Origin of the sequence: uncultured Microbulbifer sp. (assembly GCF_913055755.1) — a bacterium.
Classification (GTDB): domain Bacteria; phylum Pseudomonadota; class Gammaproteobacteria; order Pseudomonadales; family Cellvibrionaceae; genus Microbulbifer.
Window position 1 is genome coordinate 50317 of record NZ_CAJXKH010000008.1, and the last position, 19875, is coordinate 70191.

Annotated in this window: 14 protein-coding genes; all 14 read left to right on the top strand. The window is 60.4% G+C overall.

The genetic code is table 11. The features are described from left to right. Positions 1–25 precede the first annotated feature (25 nt). Positions 26–1792 carry a penicillin-binding protein 2 gene (locus QZ511_RS03205; RefSeq protein WP_295798853.1) on the top strand — a complete coding sequence of 589 codons (1767 nt, stop codon included), beginning with the start codon at positions 26–28 and terminating at the stop codon, positions 1790–1792. Next, complete coding sequence (locus tag QZ511_RS03210) at positions 1789–3333, top strand: UDP-N-acetylmuramoyl-L-alanyl-D-glutamate--2,6-diaminopimelate ligase (RefSeq protein WP_295798855.1); 1545 nt, start codon at positions 1789–1791, stop codon at positions 3331–3333. The genes QZ511_RS03205 and QZ511_RS03210 overlap by 4 nt, the downstream gene beginning before the upstream one ends. Then, on the top strand, positions 3330–4700 hold the full coding sequence (murF, locus tag QZ511_RS03215) for a UDP-N-acetylmuramoyl-tripeptide--D-alanyl-D-alanine ligase (RefSeq protein WP_295798858.1): 1371 nt from the start codon (positions 3330–3332) through the stop codon (positions 4698–4700). Before QZ511_RS03210 ends, murF begins: the two co-directional genes overlap by 4 nt. 12 nt (positions 4701–4712) lie before the next feature. Further along, positions 4713–5798 carry a phospho-N-acetylmuramoyl-pentapeptide-transferase gene (gene mraY, locus QZ511_RS03220; protein WP_295798861.1) on the top strand — a complete coding sequence of 362 codons (1086 nt, stop codon included), beginning with the start codon at positions 4713–4715 and terminating at the stop codon, positions 5796–5798. Positions 5799–5850: 52 nt separating this feature from the next. Next, positions 5851–7260, top strand: a complete 1410-nt coding sequence (gene murD / locus QZ511_RS03225) for a UDP-N-acetylmuramoyl-L-alanine--D-glutamate ligase (protein ID WP_295798864.1) — start codon at positions 5851–5853, stop codon at positions 7258–7260. Further along, on the top strand, positions 7257–8516 hold the full coding sequence (gene ftsW, locus QZ511_RS03230) for a putative lipid II flippase FtsW (protein WP_295798866.1): 1260 nt from the start codon (positions 7257–7259) through the stop codon (positions 8514–8516). Before murD ends, ftsW begins: the two co-directional genes overlap by 4 nt. After that, positions 8516–9616: an undecaprenyldiphospho-muramoylpentapeptide beta-N-acetylglucosaminyltransferase gene (gene murG / locus QZ511_RS03235; RefSeq protein ID WP_295798869.1), complete on the top strand. Its 1101-nt coding sequence runs from the start codon at positions 8516–8518 to the stop codon at positions 9614–9616. Before ftsW ends, murG begins: the two co-directional genes overlap by 1 nt. Before the next feature lie 34 nt (positions 9617–9650). Next, complete coding sequence (gene murC / locus QZ511_RS03240; protein ID WP_295798894.1) at positions 9651–11102, top strand: UDP-N-acetylmuramate--L-alanine ligase; 1452 nt, start codon at positions 9651–9653, stop codon at positions 11100–11102. Positions 11103–11117: 15 nt separating this feature from the next. Continuing rightward, entirely contained in the window at positions 11118–12005 is an 888-nt protein-coding gene (locus QZ511_RS03245; protein WP_295798872.1) for an FtsQ-type POTRA domain-containing protein, read from the top strand. 80 nt (positions 12006–12085) lie between these two features. Further along, positions 12086–13321 (top strand): cell division protein FtsA, encoded by a 1236-nt coding sequence (gene ftsA, locus QZ511_RS03250; protein WP_295798876.1) that lies wholly within the window; start codon positions 12086–12088, stop codon positions 13319–13321. Between the two features lie 63 nt (positions 13322–13384). Further along, positions 13385–14587 carry a cell division protein FtsZ gene (gene ftsZ, locus QZ511_RS03255; RefSeq protein ID WP_295798878.1) on the top strand — a complete coding sequence of 401 codons (1203 nt, stop codon included), beginning with the start codon at positions 13385–13387 and terminating at the stop codon, positions 14585–14587. Positions 14588–15168: 581 nt separating this feature from the next. Next, positions 15169–16080 carry a UDP-3-O-acyl-N-acetylglucosamine deacetylase gene (lpxC, locus tag QZ511_RS03260; protein ID WP_295798880.1) on the top strand — a complete coding sequence of 304 codons (912 nt, stop codon included), beginning with the start codon at positions 15169–15171 and terminating at the stop codon, positions 16078–16080. Positions 16081–16351: 271 nt separating this feature from the next. Beyond that, positions 16352–17290, top strand: coding sequence for a M23 family metallopeptidase (locus QZ511_RS03265; protein WP_295798881.1), 939 nt, complete (start codon positions 16352–16354; stop codon positions 17288–17290). 165 nt (positions 17291–17455) lie between these two features. Next, the coding region (gene secA / locus QZ511_RS03270; protein ID WP_295798883.1) for a preprotein translocase subunit SecA at positions 17456–19875 on the top strand (2420 nt) is incomplete at its 3' end.

Below are 19875 nucleotides of genomic sequence, written 5' to 3' on the forward strand. Positions count from 1 at the left end.
ATAACAGCGTGGGATAGCGAGCATCATGAGTGCAGTGAAAAAACAGCAACAACAGCCGGGTATCGCCCGCTGGCGCTTCGCGCTGGTGGCGGGCCTGCTGTGCCTGCTGGCGCTGGCACTGGTGGTGCACCTTGCGGGACTGCAGGTTCTGCCGGAGCAGGATCGCGGCTATCGTTTCCTGCAGGATCAGGGGCGCGCCCGCACCATCCGTACCGAGGAAATTGCCGCCTACCGAGGGTCCATTACCGACCGCAACGGCGAGTTGCTGGCGGTGAGCACGCCGGTGCAGACCCTGTGGGCAAATCCCCAGTTGCTGAAAGAGGCCTCGGCAGACCAGTTGCGCCACCTGGCCGGGGCCCTGGATACGCCGCCGGCCCGCCTTGCTAAACGCCTGCAGAAATATCGCAACAAGGGCTTTATGTACCTGCGCCGGCACATGACTCCGGAGCAGGCGCAGCGCGCGCTGGATCTCGATATCGCAGGAGTCTACAGCAAGAAAGAATACCGCCGTTTTTATCCCGCCGGTGAAGTGACGGCGCAGCTGCTGGGCTTTACTAATATTGACGACCGCGGTCAGGAAGGCCTGGAGCTGGCATTTGAGCAATCCCTCGCTGGCCAGGCGGGCAAGCGCCAGGTCATGAAGGATCTCAAGGGGCGCACGGTGCAGGACCTGGCGGTCAAGCAAGAGGCGCGCCCGGGCCGCGACCTGCAGCTCACCATTGATATGCGCCTGCAGTATCTCGCCTATCGCGAGCTGAAGAAGGCGGTGGCGGAAAATGGCGCGGCATCGGGCTTTATGGTGATCCTTGATACGCGCACCAGCGAAGTGCTGGCGATGGCGAATCAGCCGTCTTTCAATCCCAACAACCGGGAGGGAGTGAAGGCGGCGGCGATGCGTAACCGCGCGTTGATCGACCAGTTTGAGCCCGGTTCTACCATCAAGCCGCTGACCGCGCTGGCGGCGCTGGAGACCGGCCGCTATACGCCGCATACGCAGATCAATACCAGCCCGGGGTACATCCGCCTGCCGGGGAAAACCCTGCTGGATCCGGTGAACTACGGCCTGATTGACCTGACCAAGGTGATTACCAAGTCCAGTCAGGTGGGGATCACCAAGGTGGCGATGGACCTGGAGCCGGAACAGTTACGTGAACTTTTTTACCGTCTGGGGCTCGGAGAGGCGGTTGGCAGCGGGTTTCCCGGGGAGGCCGCGGGAATCCTGCCCACCAGGCAGCGCTGGCATCCCATTGAGCTGGCCAACTTCGCCTTCGGCTACGGTTTAACGGTGAATGCGGTACAGCTGGCTCAGGCCTACAGTGTGGTGGCAAATGCCGGGCAGAAACGCCCGGTTTCCCTCATTCTGGAGTCCGGGAAAAACGCCCGTCGCGCGGTTCCCGAGCAGGTGGTGGCGCCGGAGCTGACCAAAGAAATTGTGGCCATGCTGGAGACGGTGATCGGTCCTGGCGGCACCGGCAAAAAGGCGGCGGTGGAAGGTTACCGGGTAGCGGGCAAAACCGGCACGGTCCACAAGGTGGGCAGTGCGGGCTATGCGGACAACCGCTACCGCTCGGTTTTCGCCGGTTTTGTACCGGCGCAGAACCCGCGCCTGGCCGCGGTGGTGGTGATCGATGACCCCACCCACGCCAAGTACTATGGCGGCGAGGTTGCGGCGCCGATTTTCGGCAAGGTGATGGCCGGGGCCATGCGCCTGCTGCAAGTGCCGCCGGAAGAAGTTATGTCAGCGGAGCAGCAGCTGGCCACGCAGTTGGACGAGAGAGGTACCACGTCGTGACTCTGCGCAAGAATGCACAAACAGAAAACCGCACCGTTTCCCTGGTGGAACTGGTGCCGGGCTATGCGGGGATTCCCGATATCGCCGTTTCCGGCGTGGCCCTGGACAGCCGCCGCGTATCCGCGGGGGATGTGTTTATGGCGCTGCGCGGCACTCAAGTCGACGGGCGCACTTTTATTGACGCCGCGATCGAAAACGGCGCCGCCGCGGTGCTGGCGGACGGTGATGCCATCGGTACCGAAACCCGCAGCGGAGTCGCAGTGGTCACCGTGCCGGGGCTGGCTGCCCGGGTCGGGGAGATTGCTGCGCGCTTTTACGGCCATCCCACCGAGGCCATGTATCTGGTGGGGGTGACCGGCACCAACGGCAAGACCACCTGTGCCTACCTGACTTCCCAATTGCTGGCGCGCCATTTCGGCAGCGCGGCGGTGATGGGCACTATCGGCAACGGCATCTGGCGCGACGGCGAGATCGCTCTGGAAGATACCGGACTGACTACCCCGGATCCGGTGCGGCTGCAGGCAGATTACGCAGAATTTTCCCGGCAGGGTGCAAAGGCCGGGGCCATGGAAGTGTCCTCGCACTCCCTGTCCCAGGGGCGGGTACACGGGGTGGTATTCGACACCGCCATTTTTACCAACCTGTCCCGGGATCACCTGGATTATCACGGCAACATGGCCGCCTATGGCGCCGCCAAGGAAAAGCTGTTCGGGCTGCCGAAGCTGAAGCGCGGCGTGATCAATATCGATGATCCGTTCGGCGCGCAGATGGTGGAGCGCTGCAAGCTGCGCGGCCTGAAAATCATTACCTACGGGCTGCAGAATGGCGATCTGCAGGTGCGGGACCTCAAGCGTCTTGAAGGCGGTTTTTCCCTGCACCTGATCACGCCCTGGGGCGAGGGCGAGCTGAAAACACCGTTGATCGGCGATTTCAATATTCACAACGCCCTTGCGGTGGTGGCGGCAGTGGCCGCGGCTGGTATGCCGCTGGCGGATATTCTGGCGGCGTTTCCCGATATCAAACCGGTGCCGGGGCGTATGGAAAGGGTTGACGCCACAGGTGCGGAAGATATCAGCGTTCTGGTGGACTACGCGCACACCCCGGATGCCCTGCGCGCTGCGCTGGACGCGGCGCGTCCGTATTGCAAGGGACAACTCTGGTGCGTATTCGGTTGCGGCGGTGATCGCGATACCGGCAAGCGCGCGCCCATGGGGCGCATCGCCGCGGAGCTGGCGGATCGCGCGGTCATCACCAGCGACAATCCCCGCAGCGAAAATCCGCAGGTAATTGTCGATGAAATCCTGCAGGGGGTAGACGGTGGCGAATCCACCGAGCGCGTAACCGTCGAGGTGGACCGCGCAAAAGCAATCCGCTTTGCCATTGAGCATGCCGCCCCTGGCGACACTGTCGTGATTGCCGGCAAGGGCCATGAGGATTACCAGCTGGTCGGCGATGAAAAACTGCACTTCTGTGACCGCGAACAGGCCGCGGCAGCACTGCAGCTGCGGGCGCAGCGAGATCTGGAGGGCGCGGAAAAATGATCGGCGCACTGTCACTGGAGCAACTGCAACAGCGCTTTGGCGGCGAGCTGGTAAACGGCTCGGTGCAGTTTGCTGCGGTATGTACCGATACCCGCAACCTGGATGCGGATGCACTGTTCGTGGCCCTGCGCGGAGAGAGTTTCGATGCCCATGATTTCCTGAGCGAAGTGGACGGAAAGGTGCTGGGCGTGGTGAGCGAAAAGCCGATTGCGGGTTCCTCGCTGCCGCAGTGGCTGGTGGCGGATACCACGGTGGCCCTGGGCCAGATCGGGCGCCTGTGTCGCGAGCAGTTCAGCGGCCCGGTAATCGGCATCACCGGTTCCTGTGGCAAGACCACGGTGAAGGAAATGCTCGCGGCAATATTCGGACAGCGGCACAGCGTCTGTGTTACCCGCGGTAATCTGAATAACCAGTTCGGTGTGCCCATGACCCTGTTTTCACTGGCGCCGGAGCACCAGGTGCTGATCGTGGAAATGGGGGCCAGTGGCCCGAATGAAATCGGCTACCTGTGTGGTATTGCCAACCCGGAAATTACCGCGGTGAACAACGTAATGCCGGCCCATGTGGAAGGATTTGGTTCCGTCGACGGAATCGCCACCGCCAAAGGGCAGATTTACACCAGTCTGCAACCGGGTGGTGTGGCAGTGATCAACGCGGACGACAACTATGCAGATTACTGGCGCGGCGAGATGCCGGAAGGGGTGCGCACCCTGGAAGTCGGTTTGGGGCATCAGTGGGCGGTACACGCGGATAATATCGCAGTGGACAACAGCGGCTGTGCCAGCTTCGACCTGGTGATCGAGGGCGTAGCGCATCCGGTACGGCTGAAACTGCTCGGCGAACACAATGTGCACAACGCGCTGGTCGCCGCCGGCTGTGCCTATGCCGCGGGTATTCCCGTTGCCGAGATCGCAACCGGCCTGTCGCAACTCCAGGGTGTCGGCGGTCGCTTGCAGGTCAACATCGGACTGTCCGGTGCGGCGGTCATTGATGACAGCTACAACGCCAATCCGGGCTCGGTAAGCGCCGCCATCGAATTGCTGGCACAGCGCGGGGGCAAGAAAATCCTGGTTCTCGGCGATATGGCGGAACTGGGGCCGGAAGCGGACCGGGCCCACCGCGATATGGGGCAGCTGGCCCGCGAGCGCGGCATCGATCAACTGTTTACGCTGGGGCCGCTGAGCGCCGCTGCCAGCATCGCATTTGCCGCTGGCAGGCAACATGTACAAAAGAATTTTTCCGATCGCGATGCGCTGGTGAAGGCGCTCGCACCGGAGCTGGATGAAACCACCACTGTGCTGGTGAAAGGTTCCCGCAGTGCGCGCATGGAACTGGTAGTGCAGGCACTCACCAACGGGAATCAATAGAAGGGCTGGATAATGCTGCTTTGGCTGGCTGAGTATTTACAACATTACGTGAAAGGCTTTGCGGTCTTCGAATACCTTACGGTGCGCGCAATTCTCAGTGCGCTGACCGCGCTCGGTATTTCGCTGCTGGTGGGCCCGCGCATGATCACCTGGCTCAACCGGCTGCAGGTCGGGCAGGCGGTGCGCGATGACGGTCCGCAAACCCACCTGAGCAAGTCCGGCACCCCGACCATGGGCGGTACCCTGATTCTTGCCTCGATTTTTTCCGCATCACTGCTGTGGTCGGATCTCGGCAACCGCTACGTGTGGGTCACCCTGCTGGTGACTTTCGTATTCGGCGCGGTGGGGTTTGTGGATGACTACAAAAAGGTGGTCGAGAAAAATTCCCGTGGCCTGATCGCGCGCTGGAAGTATTTCTGGCAGTCCGTGGCCGGCCTGGGTGCGGCGATTTACCTGTATATGAGCGCCACCTCTCCGGCGGAGACGCAACTGTTCGTGCCGTTTTTCAAGGATGTGGCGATTAATCTCGGGCCGGTGGCTTTTATCCTGCTGACCTATTTCGTGGTGGTCGGGTCGAGCAATGCGGTCAACCTGACCGATGGCCTGGATGGCCTGGCGATCATGCCGTCGGTCATGGTGGGTGGCGCGCTCGGAGTTATTGCCTACCTGGTGGGTCACGTTGAATTTGCCAGCTACCTGCACATTCCCTCCATCTCCGGGGCCGGGGAACTGGCGGTGTTCTGCGCTGCCCTCGGGGGATCAGGGCTTGGCTTTTTGTGGTTCAACACCTATCCGGCGCAGGTATTTATGGGGGACGTGGGCGCACTGGCACTGGGCGCCGCACTGGGCATTATCGCGGTGATTACCCGTCACGAAATTGTCCTGTTCATCATGGGCGGTGTCTTCGTGATGGAAACGGTTTCCGTCATTCTGCAGGTCGCTTCCTTCAAGCTGACCGGCAAGCGGATTTTCCGCATGGCGCCGTTGCACCACCACTTTGAATTGAAAGGCTGGCCGGAACCCCGGGTGATCGTGCGCTTCTGGATCATTACCGTGGTGCTGGTGCTGGCGGGGCTGGCGACCCTCAAACTGCGCTGACGATTGAATGGATAAACAGCAGATAGCAATAAAGAAGCCCTGATACGAACTTATGAACTTAATCGCAACCTCTGAGAAAAAAGTGGTGATCGGACTGGGCGCTACCGGGCAATCGGTAGTGCGCTTTCTGCTGCGCCAGGGTATTTCTCCGCTGGTTGTCGACAGCCGCCCGCAGCCGCCGGCGCTGGCGCAATTCCGCAAGGAGTTTGCGGAAGTGCCGGTAGAGTGCGGCCCACTGAACCCGGAAACACTCAAGGCGGCGAGCGAGTTGATCGTGAGCCCCGGCGTGGCCCTGGCGGAGCCGGCCATTGCCGAGGCGATGGCCGCGGGCGTACCTGCCATTGGCGATATCGAACTGTTTGCGCGGGCGCTCGGTGAGCTCGAGCAGCGGCCGCAAATTGTCGCGATTACCGGTTCCAACGGCAAAAGCACGGTGACCACCCTGGTGGGGCAGATGGCGGAAGCCGCCGGTATTGATGTGCTGGTGGGGGGCAATATCGGTGTACCGGTGCTCGACCTGCTGCAGCGGCGTGCGCAATCGTTGCCGCAGTTGTTTGTGCTGGAGCTCTCCAGTTTCCAGCTCGAGACTACCCACAGTCTGGCTCCGGATGCCGCCACCATCCTGAATATCAGTGCCGACCATATGGATCGCTATCCGAACCTGGCGGCATATCACCAGGCGAAACAGCGTGTATATCGCAATGCAGGACAACTGGTCATTAATCGGGCGGACCCGCTGACACGCGGCCCGCTGGCGCGGGACCATCGCGAATGGAGTTTCGGGCTGGACAAGCCGGACCTGCAGCAATTCGGCGTAATGAATATCGAGGGTGAGCAGTGGCTCGCCCGCGGTGCAGATCAATTGATGCGCGCCAGTGACATGGCCATGGTCGGCAGTCACAACGTGGCCAATGCACTGGCGGCGCTGGCGCTGGGCAGTGCAGTCGGACTCCCGATGGAGGCGATGTTGCAGGTGCTGCGGGAGTTTGCCGGCCTGACCCACCGCTGTGAGCGGGTGGCAGACCTCGACGGGGTCACCTTCGTCAATGACTCCAAGGGTACCAATGTAGGTGCGACGCGCGCGGCCCTGGATGGCCTGGCTACGGATACACGCAAAATTGTACTGATCGCCGGAGGCGACGGAAAAGGTGCGGATTTCGCACCACTGGCGGAAGCCGCCGCTGCCTTGCGCGGCCTGGTCACCATCGGTGTTGACGGCGACAAGATCGCCCGGGTATTTAACGGCCTGGTAGCGCAGCAATCCGCTGCGGATATGGATGAGGCGGTGAGGCAGGCGCGCACGATGGCCGAGCGCGGTGATTACGTGTTGCTGTCGCCAGCCTGTGCCAGTTTCGATATGTACCGGAATTTCGAGGCGCGCGGGGAAGACTTTCGACGCGCAGTGGACCAGCTGGTAGTCGGCAACGGTGCGCCCGTTGCCGGTAATGGAGGCGTGTTATGAGTCGCGCTGACATGCAGCAAATGGAACTGAAGCGCAAGGCAACAGGGTCCGCGGCCAACGATGCTGCGGGAGATCCCTACGACTGGGTATTGCCACTGTGCGTTGCCGCCCTGGTGAGCATCGGTGTGATCATGGTGGCGTCTGCATCCATTGCGTTTGCCGCGGATGTGTACGACGACTCCTGGTATTTCCTGAAGCGCCACCTGGTGTTTCTTGCGGCGGGCGCCGTCGGAGCTCTGGTGGTGAGTCGGATCTCCCTGGATACCTGGTCCAACCTGTCGTGGACCCTGCTGTTTTTCGCCCTGGCACTGCTGGTGGTGGTGCTGATTCCCGGAGTCGGACGCAGCGTAAACGGCAGTATGCGCTGGATCGCACTGGGACCGATCACCGTGCAGCCGGCGGAAGTGGCAAAATTCTGCTGCCTGATATTTTTTGCCAGCTTCCTGACCCGCCGGAATGAAAAGCTGCGGCACTGGAGCAGCTTTATGGTGCCGATTACGGTACTCGGGTTTGTGGCCATGTTGCTGTTACTGGAGCCGGATTTCGGATCCGTGGTGGTGATTTCCGGTACCGCGCTGGCGATGGTATTTCTCGCTGGCGCCAGGCTGCCACATACATTTTTACTGGTGGGGCTCGCCGCCTGCGGTCTGGCGCTGATGGCTCTGGTGAGTCCCTATCGCCTGCAGCGCCTGACCACTTTCCTCGATCCCTGGGGAGAGCAGTTCAGTGGCGGCTATCAGCTGACCCAGTCGCTGATCGCCTTTGGCCGCGGCGAGTGGTTCGGTGTCGGGTTGGGCAACAGTGTGCAGAAACTGTTTTATCTGCCGGAGGCGCACACGGATTTTGTCTTTGCCATCCTCGCCGAGGAGTGGGGCATGCTCGGTGGTTTGCTGGTGATCGGCCTTTACGCCGCGCTTACCTGGTCGCTGTTGCGTCTGGTGCGCAAGGCACTGGCCCGCCAGGCATTTTTTGCCGCGCTGCTCACGTTCGGAATTGCGGTGCTGATTGCCGGCCAGGCGTTTGTGAATATGGGCGTGGCATCCGGCCTGTTGCCGACCAAGGGGCTGACGCTGCCCTTTGTCAGCTCCGGGGGCAGTAGCCTGGTGATCTGCTGTGCACTGTTCGCGGTTGCGTGGCGAGTACAGAAGGAACTGAGCGAAGAGCCGGGAGCGAAAAAGACTGGCAGCCGTATCAGCCAGTTACCTATTTTCAATCCGCTGCAGCTGGGCGATCGCAAAACCGGGGAGGCTGCGTGATGACAGAGCAGGCAGTTTCCAGCCAGCCGTTCAGCGGCAAGAAGTTTCTGGTGATGGCCGGCGGCACCGGCGGACATGTATTTCCCGCGCTGGCGGTGGCGAAGGCCCTGCAGGCGCAGGGCGCGAGTGTGGAGTGGCTGGGTACCCAGCGCGGTATCGAGTCCCAGCTGATTCCGGCGGCGGATATTCCGCTGCACTTCATAACCGTGGAAGGTATTCGCGGGCGCGGTCGCGCAGCATTGCTGAAAGCACCGCTGCAGGTGGGTAAGGCGATTATGCAGGCGCGCCGGGTGATCAAGATGGTGGCGCCGGATGCCGTACTCGGGTTCGGCGGTTTTGCCACGGGTCCCGGGGGGGTCGCCGCAAGGCTCAGCGGTATTCCGCTGATCATTCACGAGCAGAATGCGGTGGCGGGTACCACCAACCGCCTGCTCGCGCGGATTGCGAACCGGGTGCTGGAGGCTTTCCCCAGCGGGCTGCCAGCGGCAAAACAGGTGGGCAACCCCGTGCGCAGTGAAATTGCCGAACTGCCAGTACCCGCGGAGCGGGTGGCTAAACAGAAGCCGCTGCGGTTGCTGATCGTTGGCGGTAGTCTCGGTGCGGTGGCGATCAATGAACTGGTGCCAGAGGCCATTGCCAGGCTTGAGCCGGCGATTCGCCCGAGGATTGTGCACCAGGCCGGACAGCGGCATCTGGATGTTGCCCGCGAAGCTTACGAGCGGGCCGAGGTGGATGCCGAAGTGGTGCCGTTTATCGCCGATATGGCGGCGGCCTACGAAAATGCCGACCTGGTGATCTGCCGCTCCGGGGCGTTGACCGTTTCGGAAATCGCCGCTGCGGGGCTGGGCGCAATCATGGTGCCTTTCCCGTTCGCCATTGACGATCACCAGACCAAGAATGGTGAGTGGCTGGCGAATGCCGGTGCGGCAATGGTGATTCAGCAGGACGCGCTGGATGCAGACATGCTCGCGGACATTCTCCGCGACCTGTTTGCCAATCCGCAAAAATTACTGGCCATGGCCGAGGCCGCGCGCAAGGTTGCGATTCCCGATGCAACCGAGCAGGTACTGGCCGTGTGCCGCGAAGAGATGGGGTGTTGATATGTCTCTCGAAAAAAATACTGAAAAGCCGATTGTGCGCGAAGAAGGTCATTACCAGGTGCCGGCAATGCGCCGAATCCGCCGGATTCACTTTATCGGCATTGGCGGTGCGGGCATGAGTGGTATCGCCGAGGTGTTGCAGAACCAGGGGTATGAGGTTTCCGGTTCCGACCTGCGGGAGAGCCGGGTTACCGAGCGTTTGCGCAACCTGGGCGTGCAGGTGCAGATAGGCCACGGTGCCGAGAATGTGCGCGATGTGGATGTGGTAGTGAACTCTTCAGCCATTTACGGGGACAACCCGGAATTGGTAGCGGCCCATGAAAATCGCATTCCGGTGGTGCGCCGCGCGGAAATGCTGGGTGAGTTGATGCGCTACCGCTACGGCATAGCGGTAGCGGGTACCCACGGCAAGACCACCACCACCAGTCTGATTGCGTCGATTTTTGCCGCGGACAAAAAGGATCCTACTTTCGTGATCGGCGGCCTGGTCAATAGTGCCGGTGCCAACGCGGTACTGGGCGAGAGCCGGTACCTGATTGCGGAAGCCGATGAAAGTGATGCGTCATTCCTGCACCTGCAGCCGATGGTGACGGTAGTCACCAATATCGATGCCGACCATATGGAGACCTATGGCGGGGATTTTGAAAAGGTCAAACAGATCTTTATCGATTTCGTGCACAACCTGCCGTTTTACGGTCTTGCGGTTGTCTGCGGTGATGACGCCAATGTCCAGGCGGTGATTCCCCGTTTCGCGCGCCCGGTGGCTACCTATGGATTTGATGAGGAGAACGATTTCCGCATCAGCGACGTGCGCCAGGAGCCCCTGCGCAGCTTTTTTGCGGTAACCCGTCCGGACGGTAGCAAGCTCGACGTGTGTGTGAATGTACCTGGTATTCACAATGTGCTGAATGCCACCGCAGCCATCGCTGTAGCGACCGAAGAGGGTGTCAGCGATGCGGCGATCCGCGAGGGCCTGGAGGGATTCCAGGGTGTTGGCAGACGTTTCCAGATTTACGGGCATTTCCCGGTCAGTGGCGACGAGGGTGCGGAAAAGGTGATGCTGGTGGATGATTATGGCCACCATCCGCGTGAGGTCGCCGCAACCATCAAAACGGTGCGCGACGGTTGGCCGGAGCGCCGGCTGGTGATGGTATACCAGCCCCATCGCTACACCCGCACCCGGGATCTGTTTGAAGATTTTGTGCAGGTACTCTCGCAAGTCGACAAACTGGTTCTGTTGGATGTATATAGCGCAGGAGAAGCGCCGATTCCGGGCGCCGACGGACGTACTCTGGCGCGCAGTATCCGCAACCGCGGTCAGATAGATCCGGTATTTGTCGAAAAAGTCGAAGAGGTCCCGGCTGTGCTGGCTGACCTGCTGGAGCCCGGGGATATTGTGCTGACACAGGGCGCGGGTAATGTGGGTGGCCTGGCCCAGAAACTGGCGGAGTGGCGTTTCGGTGACCAGGAATCCCAGGGCGAATAAGTTCCGGTAAAAACTGTGACCGAAATAGAAACCGATAAAAAGAAACGCAAGAAAAAGCCCGGCAAAAAAGTGCCGGCTGCCGCGAAGGGTAAGAAAGGTGCGGCGAGAGGTGCTGTAAGGGGCGCGGTACGAGGTGCGCGCGCATTGCCAGGCGCGCAGGCGGGAAGGGCTGCAGTCGTACTGCGGCCGCTGTTGATGATTTGCGGGTTGTTGCTGGTCGCCAGCGGTATCGGCTACAGCGCCAAGTGGCTGTGGCAGCGGGCTCCAGTTGAAGAACTCAGCCGGGTGGACGCGCTGGAGGATGTGAAGGTCAAGGGGCCTTTCCGTGCAGTCACCGCGCGGCAGCTGGAAGATATCCTGCTGCCCTATTTGCAGAAGGGTTTTTTTGCGCTTGATATTGACGGTATGCGCGATGCGCTGTTGGACAACCCCTGGATTGTGAGTGCATCGGTCAGCCGCCGCTGGCCCAACGGGGTGGAAGTGGTGGTCGAGGAGGCGCGGCCGCTGGCGATCTGGGGAGAGGACCAGTTGTTGATTGCCAGCGGAGAATTGCTGCCGAGGCCGGAACAGATGACAGACCTGCGGCTGCCGGAGCTGGCCGGTGACGCAGACCTGGTGGAACGGATTATGGCGCAGTACCAGGCACTTGCCGGGCTGCTCACAACCAAAGATATGGAAGTGCGCCGCCTTTCATTCGATGAACTGGCGGGCTGGCAGCTGGACCTGGTCAATGGGATCCGGTTGCAACTGGGGCACGACGAGCTGCTGGAGCGGGTCGACCGCTTCCTCAGCCTGACCCGCGGTGTACTGGCGCCGCATCTGCAAAAAGTGGCGGGGGTGGATACCCGGTATAACAACGCAGTTGCGGTGGAATGGAAAAAATTACAAACAGACAACAATTAAGCAGATAAAAAAGGTGGGTTTCCCCTGGTCCGACATGTCGAATGTGGATCGGAGTGATTGCCCAGCGAGGTTGAAATCAAATGACACAGTCTACAGATCCCCGCATGATCGTCGGTCTTGATATCGGCACCTCCAAGGTCGTTGCGATCGTGGGTGAGGTTGCCGGGGATGGGGCGCTGAATATCGTCGGAATCGGCTCGCATCGCTCTACCGGCATGAAGCGCGGTGTGGTGGTCAATATCGAGTCCACCGTGCAGTCGATCCAGCGCGCGGTGGAAGAGGCAGAACTGATGGCGGGGTGTGAAATTCACTCGGTCTATGCGGGTATTGCCGGTAGTCATATCCGCAGCCTCAATTCCCACGGGATTGTGGCGATCAAGGATCGCGAAGTGACCCAGCAGGATCTCGACCGAGTGATCGATGCGGCGCGGGCGGTGGCGATTCCGGCGGACCAGAAAATTCTGCACACCTTGCCGCAGGAGTATCTGATCGACAACCAGGAAGGGGTCAAGGAGCCGCTGGGCATGTCCGGTGTGCGCCTGGAGGCCAAGGTCCACCTGGTGAGTGGTGCGGTTAATGCGGCACAGAATATCGAGAAGTGTATTCGCCGCTGCGGCCTGGAAGTGGAAGACATCATTCTCGAGCAGCTGGCTTCCAGCTATGCGGTGCTCACCGATGATGAAAAAGAGCTGGGTGTGTGCATGGTGGATATCGGTGGCGGCACCACGGATATTGCGGTGTTCACCGGCGGCTCCATTCGCCACACCGGCGTTATCCCGATTGCCGGTGACCAGGTCACCAACGATATTGCCATGGCCCTGCGTACGCCGACGCCGCACGCGGAAGAGCTGAAGATCAAATACGCCTGTGCACTGGCCAAGCTCGCCCGCGAGGGCGAAACCATCAAGGTGCCCAGTGTCGGTGACCGCGCGCCGCGCGACCTGTCCCGGCAGGCGCTGGCGGAGGTGGTCGAGCCCCGTTACGACGAACTGTTCACCCTGGTGCAGGCGGAATTGCGCCGCAGCGGTTTCGAAGACCTGTGCGCGGCGGGCATTGTGCTGACCGGCGGCTCTTCGAAGATGGAGGGGGCGGTTGAGCTGGCGGAAGAAATTTTCCATATGCCGGTTCGCCTGGCGGTGCCGCACGGGGTATCCGGACTAACCGATATTGTCAGCAACCCGATTTATTCAACGGGTGTCGGGCTGTTGATGTATGCGCTCAAATCAGAAGAGCGGGCAAGTGGTCGACCCAGTGTTCAGCGGGAGGAAAATCCCTGGTGGGACAAGGTCAAACACTGGTTCAGGGGCAACCTCTGAATCAGAGAATAATTTCCAGGATCGAAAATCAAAAATTGACATGAGCAAAAAAGGGGAACAGCAATGTTCGAACTCGTAGACAGCGTACAGGACAAGCCTGTAATCAAGGTGATCGGTGTCGGCGGTGGCGGCGGCAACGCGGTCAAGCACATGATCTGCAGCGATGTGGACGGTGTGGATTTCATCTGTGCCAATACCGATGCGCAGGCGCTGAAAGACGTACAGGCGCACACCGTGATCCAGCTCGGGAATACCATTACCCGCGGCCTGGGCGCCGGTGCCAACCCAGATGTCGGTCGCCAGTCCGCACTGGAAGACCGCGACCGTATCGCGGAAATTCTGAGCGGCGCGGATATGGTGTTCATCACCGCGGGTATGGGTGGCGGCACCGGTACTGGTGGTGCGCCGATCGTGGCGGAGATCGCCAAGGACCTGGGCATTCTGACCGTGGCCGTGGTTACCCGCCCGTTCAAGATCGAGGGTCGCAAGCGCCAGCAGGTTGCGGAAGAGGGTATCCTCGAGCTGCGCGACAAGGTCGACTCCCTGATCACTATCCCCAATGATCGCCTGCTGGAAGTACTGGGCAACAAGATCACCATGAAGGGCGCCTACAAGGAAGCGGACAATGTACTGCTGGGCGCGGTTCAGGGCATTGCTGACCTGATGATCCGCCCGGGCATCATGAACGTGGACTTTGCCGATGTGCGCACCGTTATGTCCGAAATGGGCATGGCGATGATGGGTTCCGGTTCCGCGGTGGGCGAGAACCGCGCCCGTGAAGCGGCGGAAAAGGCAGTGCGCAGCCCGCTGCTGGACAACGTCAACCTGCAGGGCGCGCGCGGTATTCTGGTGAATATCATCACCGGCAGCGAAGATGCCGGCTGCCAGGAACTGACCCTGGGCGAGTACTCCGAAGTGGGTGAGATCGTGCAGGAAATCGCCTCTGACGATGCCACCGTGGTTATCGGTACCGCCGTGGATGACAAGCTGGGTGACGAGATGCGGGTAACCGTAGTGGCCGCAGGCCTCGGCGAGGCCAGTGCCCAGGTTGCGCGTCCCACCAAGGTGGTGGACAACACCCGCCGCCCGGAACCCCGTGAAATGGCGCGCTCCGCGGCGCCGTCTGAACAGGTGCGCGAAACCCAGGAAACCCGTGCGCGGGTGGAAAGTGAGCGCGGGAAACGTGCAATGCCGTCCATGAACCCGGCAGATCAGGATATGGAATACCTGGATATCCCGGCATTCCTGCGCCGCCAGGCCGACTGATCTCGCCCCGGAGCTCTGGCCCCGTCACCGCGGGGCGGAGAATCTGCTCATGTCCAAGTCCGGCCCCGCGGGGCCGGATCTCTGCCCGCCCTGGCTTTGGCCAGCGGCTCCGGGTGGCGGGAAGACTGGCAGCAGGGACGCGCCAATCGCAGCGGTAAAGGGATTTGCGGGACGGCCTACTAACTAGAAGTATCGAGGCGTGGCAGGGGTGTGCCCGAATCGCCTGCAAAATAGTACAGCCAGGAAGTAAGAACCAACTGGTCACTCACTGTGTGTCTGGCACCGAGCGGCGGCTCGGGTGTGCGGTATGTCGCAGATAGCGCTGACCAGATAGTTTTCAGGGGTGGGATTAACACTAATTAACCGTCGCCGGGGTGAGATCAGCGTACAATTTGTATCCTGAATTGTGAGCAAGTCTGGCGTAACAGTCTTTGTGCTGGGCTATGCTGAATATAGCGAGTGAAGGCCACTGCAGCATGCATGACCAAGTGTGTATGTATAGTTTTGGCGTTTATTTTCTGTTATAGTCGCCGGCTCGCTGCGCTCCGGGTGCAGCATACCGAATGGGAATTTAGATATAGATGATCAAACAGCGCACTCTCAAAAATGCTATTCGCGCCACTGGCGTAGGCCTGCACACCGGTAAAAAGGTTGTTCTGACCTTGAAACCGGCGCCGGTTAACAGCGGCATTGTGTTCCGTCGGGTGGATCTGGACCCGGTGGTTGAGATTGAGGCGCGCGCGGAAAATGTCGGTGATACCCTGCTGTCCACCACTCTGGTGAAGGGCGACGTGCGTATCGCTACCGTGGAACACCTGCTTTCCGCCATGGCTGGTCTGGGCATCGACAACGCGATCATCGAGCTGTCCGCCCAGGAAGTGCCGATCATGGACGGCAGCGCCGGTCCGTTCGTATTCCTGATTCAGTCCGCGGGCATCCAGGAGCAGGCCGCTCCGAAGAAGTTCCTGCGAATCAAGAAGCCGGTTACCGTGGAAGAGGGCGACAAGGTTGCCAGCTTCCTGCCGTTCAACGGCTTCAAAGTATCCTTTACCATCGATTTTGACCACCCGGTATTCCAGGGGCGCAACCTGAGCTCCTCTGTGGACTTTTCCAGCACCTCCTTTGTCAAGGAAGTGAGCCGGGCGCGGACCTTTGGCTTTATGCACGAGATCGAGTACCTGCGCTCCAAGGGCCTGGTACAGGGTGGCAGCGTCGATAACGCGATCGTGATCGATCAGTACCGCATCCTCAACGAGGGCGGCCTGCGTTACGAAGACGAGTTCGTCAAGCACAAGATCCTCGATGCCATTGGCGACCTGTACCTGCTGGGTACCAGTGTGATCGGTGAGTTCAAGGCGTTCAAATCCGGCCATGCACTGAACAACAAGTCCCTGCGCACCCTGATGGCGCAGGAAGATGCCTGGGAAATGGTGACCTTCGAGGGTGACCAGGAAGCGCCGATCTCCTACGTCAAGCCGATCCTGGCGGTGTAAGAGAGAAGCAACCCTGCAAAAGCCGGCACGAATATTGCCGGCTTTTTTGCGTACAGAATGACGCAGCTGTGCCCGCGGAATACCGGGCTTGCCCATTTTGTGCGTTTGACAGATTTTTTGGCCGTCATCTCTGGTAGATAGATGGCCTCTCGCCAACCGGAAGGCGTGGGACAGAGCAGGAAGCGGCAGTCCCGGCACCGTAAGGGTGCCGTAACGATTACAAGAACAACGACTACAACAACAATTCAGCCGCAAGTCTTGTACGCCTGATATGAAAATTATTTTCGTCAATGAGCGCGGAGGTGTCTCCCGCAGCTTCAATTTCGGTGGACTGAGCAAAGCCCTGCTCGGACTCTGCCTTTTGGGCCTGCCTGTGGGTGCCCTTTGGCTTGGTGCCAACCTGCCGGTGGCCGAATCCGACGTGTTTGATGCGCGGGCGGTAAAGGCCTGGAACAAGGCCCTGCGCAAACAGCAGGAGCAGATCGGCGAGGCCGACCGCGAAGCCCGCGAACAGCTGACCGCCCTGACCGTAAAACTGGCGGAAATGCAGGCTCGTTTGACCCGCCTGGATGCACTCGGCGAGCGCCTCACTACCATTGCCAAGCTCGACGAGGGTGAGTTCCAGTTCGGCAGCGTACCCGCAGTCGGTGGTCCGGAAGATCCGGGTATTGCCGGTGCCAGTGAACTTCCCTACCAGCCGCCGCAGTTCCTTGAAGTGATCGGCGACCTGTCGGACCAGATAGAAGACCGGCAGATGCAACTGTCGACGCTCGAATCCCTGATGGCACGCCGCCAGCTGCAGGACGAGCAGTTTATCGCCGGGCGCCCGATTTCCCGCGGCTGGATGTCTTCGCGCTACGGTTACCGCACCGACCCCTTCAGCGGCCGCCGCTCCTGGCACAAGGGCGTGGACTTTGCCGGCAAGAATGGCTCCGACGTGGTATCTGTAGCCGCAGGTGTGGTGACCTGGGCGGAAGACCGTTACGGCTACGGCCAGCTGGTGGAAATCAACCACGGCAATGGCTATACCACACGTTATGGTCACAACAGCGAGCTGAAAGTAAAGCTGGGTGACGTGGTCAAGAAGGGGCAGGTGATTGCCCTGATGGGCTCCAGTGGCCGCTCTACTGGTCCCCATGTACATTTTGAAGTCTACAAGAACAACCGTCCGGTAGACCCCGCTACCTATATCCGTCGCACCGGCAGATAACAACTATCCTCTTCTATTGCGCAACAGGCGCCTGGTGGCGCCCGTAGCTACCTCGTGCGTGCGGGGAGTTGCGGCCGCTGGCGCCTTCCTGTTTACTTGCACCCTTCGCAGGGCCTCGCGGCAAGCGTCCGCAGGCACACTCAGCATTAATGTGGTTTCTGAATAATGATTGGCAAACTGATAAAAACGGTCTTCGGTTCAAAAAATGACCGCGAACTCAAGCGTATGCGCAAGGTGGTCGTCAAGATCAACGCGCTTGAGGACGAATACAAGGCGCTGGATGACGCCGCGCTGAAAGCCAAAACCGACGAATTCAAACAGCGCCTGCAAGATGGCGAGACGCTCGACCAGATTCTCCCGGAGGCCTTTGCCGCGGTCCGCGAGGCTGGCGCCCGCACCATGGGCATGCGTCATTTTGATGTGCAGATGATCGGTGGTATGACCCTGCACGAGGGGCGTATTGCGGAAATGCGCACCGGTGAGGGTAAAACCCTGGTGGCGACACTGCCGGCCTACCTCAACGCCCTGGAAGGCAAGGGTGTGCATATCGTGACCGTGAACGATTACCTGGCCTCCCGCGATGCCAACTGGATGCGTCCGGTGTATGAATTCCTCGGCCTGACCGTGGGTATCGTGGTGTCCCAGCAGCACCCGGAAGACAAGAAGGCCGCCTATCAGGCGGACATTACCTACGGCACCAACAACGAGTTCGGCTTCGACTACCTGCGCGACAACATGGTGTTGCGCAAGGAAGATCGCACCCAGCGCCCGCAAAATTTTGCCATCGTCGACGAGGTGGATTCCATCCTGATCGACGAGGCCCGTACCCCGCTGATCATTTCCGGGGCCGCGGAAGATTCCTCCCACCTCTATCTGGCCATGAACAAGCTGGTGCCGCAGCTGCAGCGTGCAGAAGAGGGCGGCGAAGGTCATTACACCGTGGACGAAAAGACCCGTCAGGTGGAAATGAGTGAAGACGGTCACGAACTGGTCGAAGACCTGCTGAGCCGTACCGGCCTGCTGAAAGAGGGCGAGTCTCTGTATGCGCCGGGTAACCTGGGACTGCTGCACCACGTGAATGCGGCACTGCGCGCCCACGTCCTGTTCCATAAAGATGTGGACTACATCGTGCAGAACGGCCAGGTGGTGCTGATTGACGAGCATACCGGCCGCACCATGCCGGGACGCCGCCTGTCCGAGGGCCTGCACCAGGCACTGGAAGCGAAAGAGCAGGTGCAGATCCAGAGCGAGAGCCAGACCCTGGCCTCCACCACCTTCCAGAACCTGTTCCGCTTCTATCCCAAACTGTCGGGTATGACCGGTACCGCAGATACCGAAGCCTTCGAATTCCGTCAGATCTACGGCCTGGACGTGGTGGTGATTCCCACCAACAAGCCCAAGCAGCGCGAAGACCTGAACGACCTGGTGTACCTCACCAAGGAAGAAAAACTCGAAGCGATCATCGAGGATATCAAGTACTGCCGCGACAAGAAGGCACCGATCTTGGTGGGCACCGCTTCCATCGAGACCTCGGAAGAGATGTCCCGCCTGCTGCAAAAGGCCAAGATTGAACACCAGGTGTTGAACGCCAAGTTCCACGAGAAGGAAGCACAGATCATCGCCCAGGCCGGGCGCCCGGGTACTGTCACCATTGCCACCAACATGGCCGGTCGCGGTACCGACATCGTTCTCGGTGGCAACTGGGAAGCGGAGGTCGAGGCGCTGCAGGAAAGTGAAGGGCGAGAAGTCACCGCAGAAGAAATTGATGCGATCAAGGCCGAGTGGAAGGCGCGTCACGAAACCGTAATCGAAGCCGGCGGCCTGCACATCATCGGCACCGAGCGCCACGAATCCCGCCGTATCGACAACCAGTTGCGCGGCCGTGCCGGTCGCCAGGGTGACCCCGGGGTAACCCGCTTCTACCTGTCGCTGGAAGATAACCTGATGCGCATCTTCGCTTCCGACCGGGTGAAGAACTTTATGCAGATGCTGGGCATGGAGCGCGGTGAAGCGATCGAACACCGGATGGTGTCCAATGCCATCGAAAAGGCCCAGCGCCGGGTGGAAGGCCGCAACTTCGATATCCGCAAGCAGCTGCTGGAATACGACGATGTTGCCAACGACCAGCGTCAGGTCATTTACTCCCAGCGCAACGAACTGCTGGAAGCCGAAACCATCAGCGAAACCATCACCGCGATCCGCGAGGATGTGGTGGGCGAACTGATCGCTGCCTATGTGCCGCCGCAGAGTGTCGAAGAGCAGTGGGACATAGCGGGACTCGAACAGCAGCTGGCCGGGGAAATGGGACTGCAGTTGCCGGTGCAGCAGTGGTTGGACGAAGACCGCACCCTGCACGAGGAAAGCCTGCGGCAGAAGATTGTTACGGCAGCCCAGGAAGCCTACGACCAGAAACTGGAGCGCGTTGCCGAGAGCACCGGTGATGCCAACCTGATGCCGACCATCGAGCGCCAGGTGATGTTGCAGGTACTCGACCAGTTGTGGAAAGAACACCTGTCCAGCATGGATCACCTGCGCGCCGGTATCGGTCTGCGGGCCTATGCCAACAAGAACCCCAAGCAGGAGTT

Coding starts and splice junctions, on each gene's coding strand:
- QZ511_RS03205 (WP_295798853.1), top strand. CDS start 26: ATGAGTGCAGTGAAAAAACAGCAACAACAGCCGGGTATCGCCCGCTGG.
- murF (WP_295798858.1), top strand. CDS start 3,330: ATGATCGGCGCACTGTCACTGGAGCAACTGCAACAGCGCTTTGGCGGC.
- mraY (WP_295798861.1), top strand. CDS start 4,713: ATGCTGCTTTGGCTGGCTGAGTATTTACAACATTACGTGAAAGGCTTT.
- murD (WP_295798864.1), top strand. CDS start 5,851: ATGAACTTAATCGCAACCTCTGAGAAAAAAGTGGTGATCGGACTGGGC.
- ftsW (WP_295798866.1), top strand. CDS start 7,257: ATGAGTCGCGCTGACATGCAGCAAATGGAACTGAAGCGCAAGGCAACA.
- murG (WP_295798869.1), top strand. CDS start 8,516: ATGACAGAGCAGGCAGTTTCCAGCCAGCCGTTCAGCGGCAAGAAGTTT.
- ftsA (WP_295798876.1), top strand. CDS start 12,086: ATGACACAGTCTACAGATCCCCGCATGATCGTCGGTCTTGATATCGGC.
- ftsZ (WP_295798878.1), top strand. CDS start 13,385: ATGTTCGAACTCGTAGACAGCGTACAGGACAAGCCTGTAATCAAGGTG.
- lpxC (WP_295798880.1), top strand. CDS start 15,169: ATGATCAAACAGCGCACTCTCAAAAATGCTATTCGCGCCACTGGCGTA.
- QZ511_RS03265 (WP_295798881.1), top strand. CDS start 16,352: ATGAAAATTATTTTCGTCAATGAGCGCGGAGGTGTCTCCCGCAGCTTC.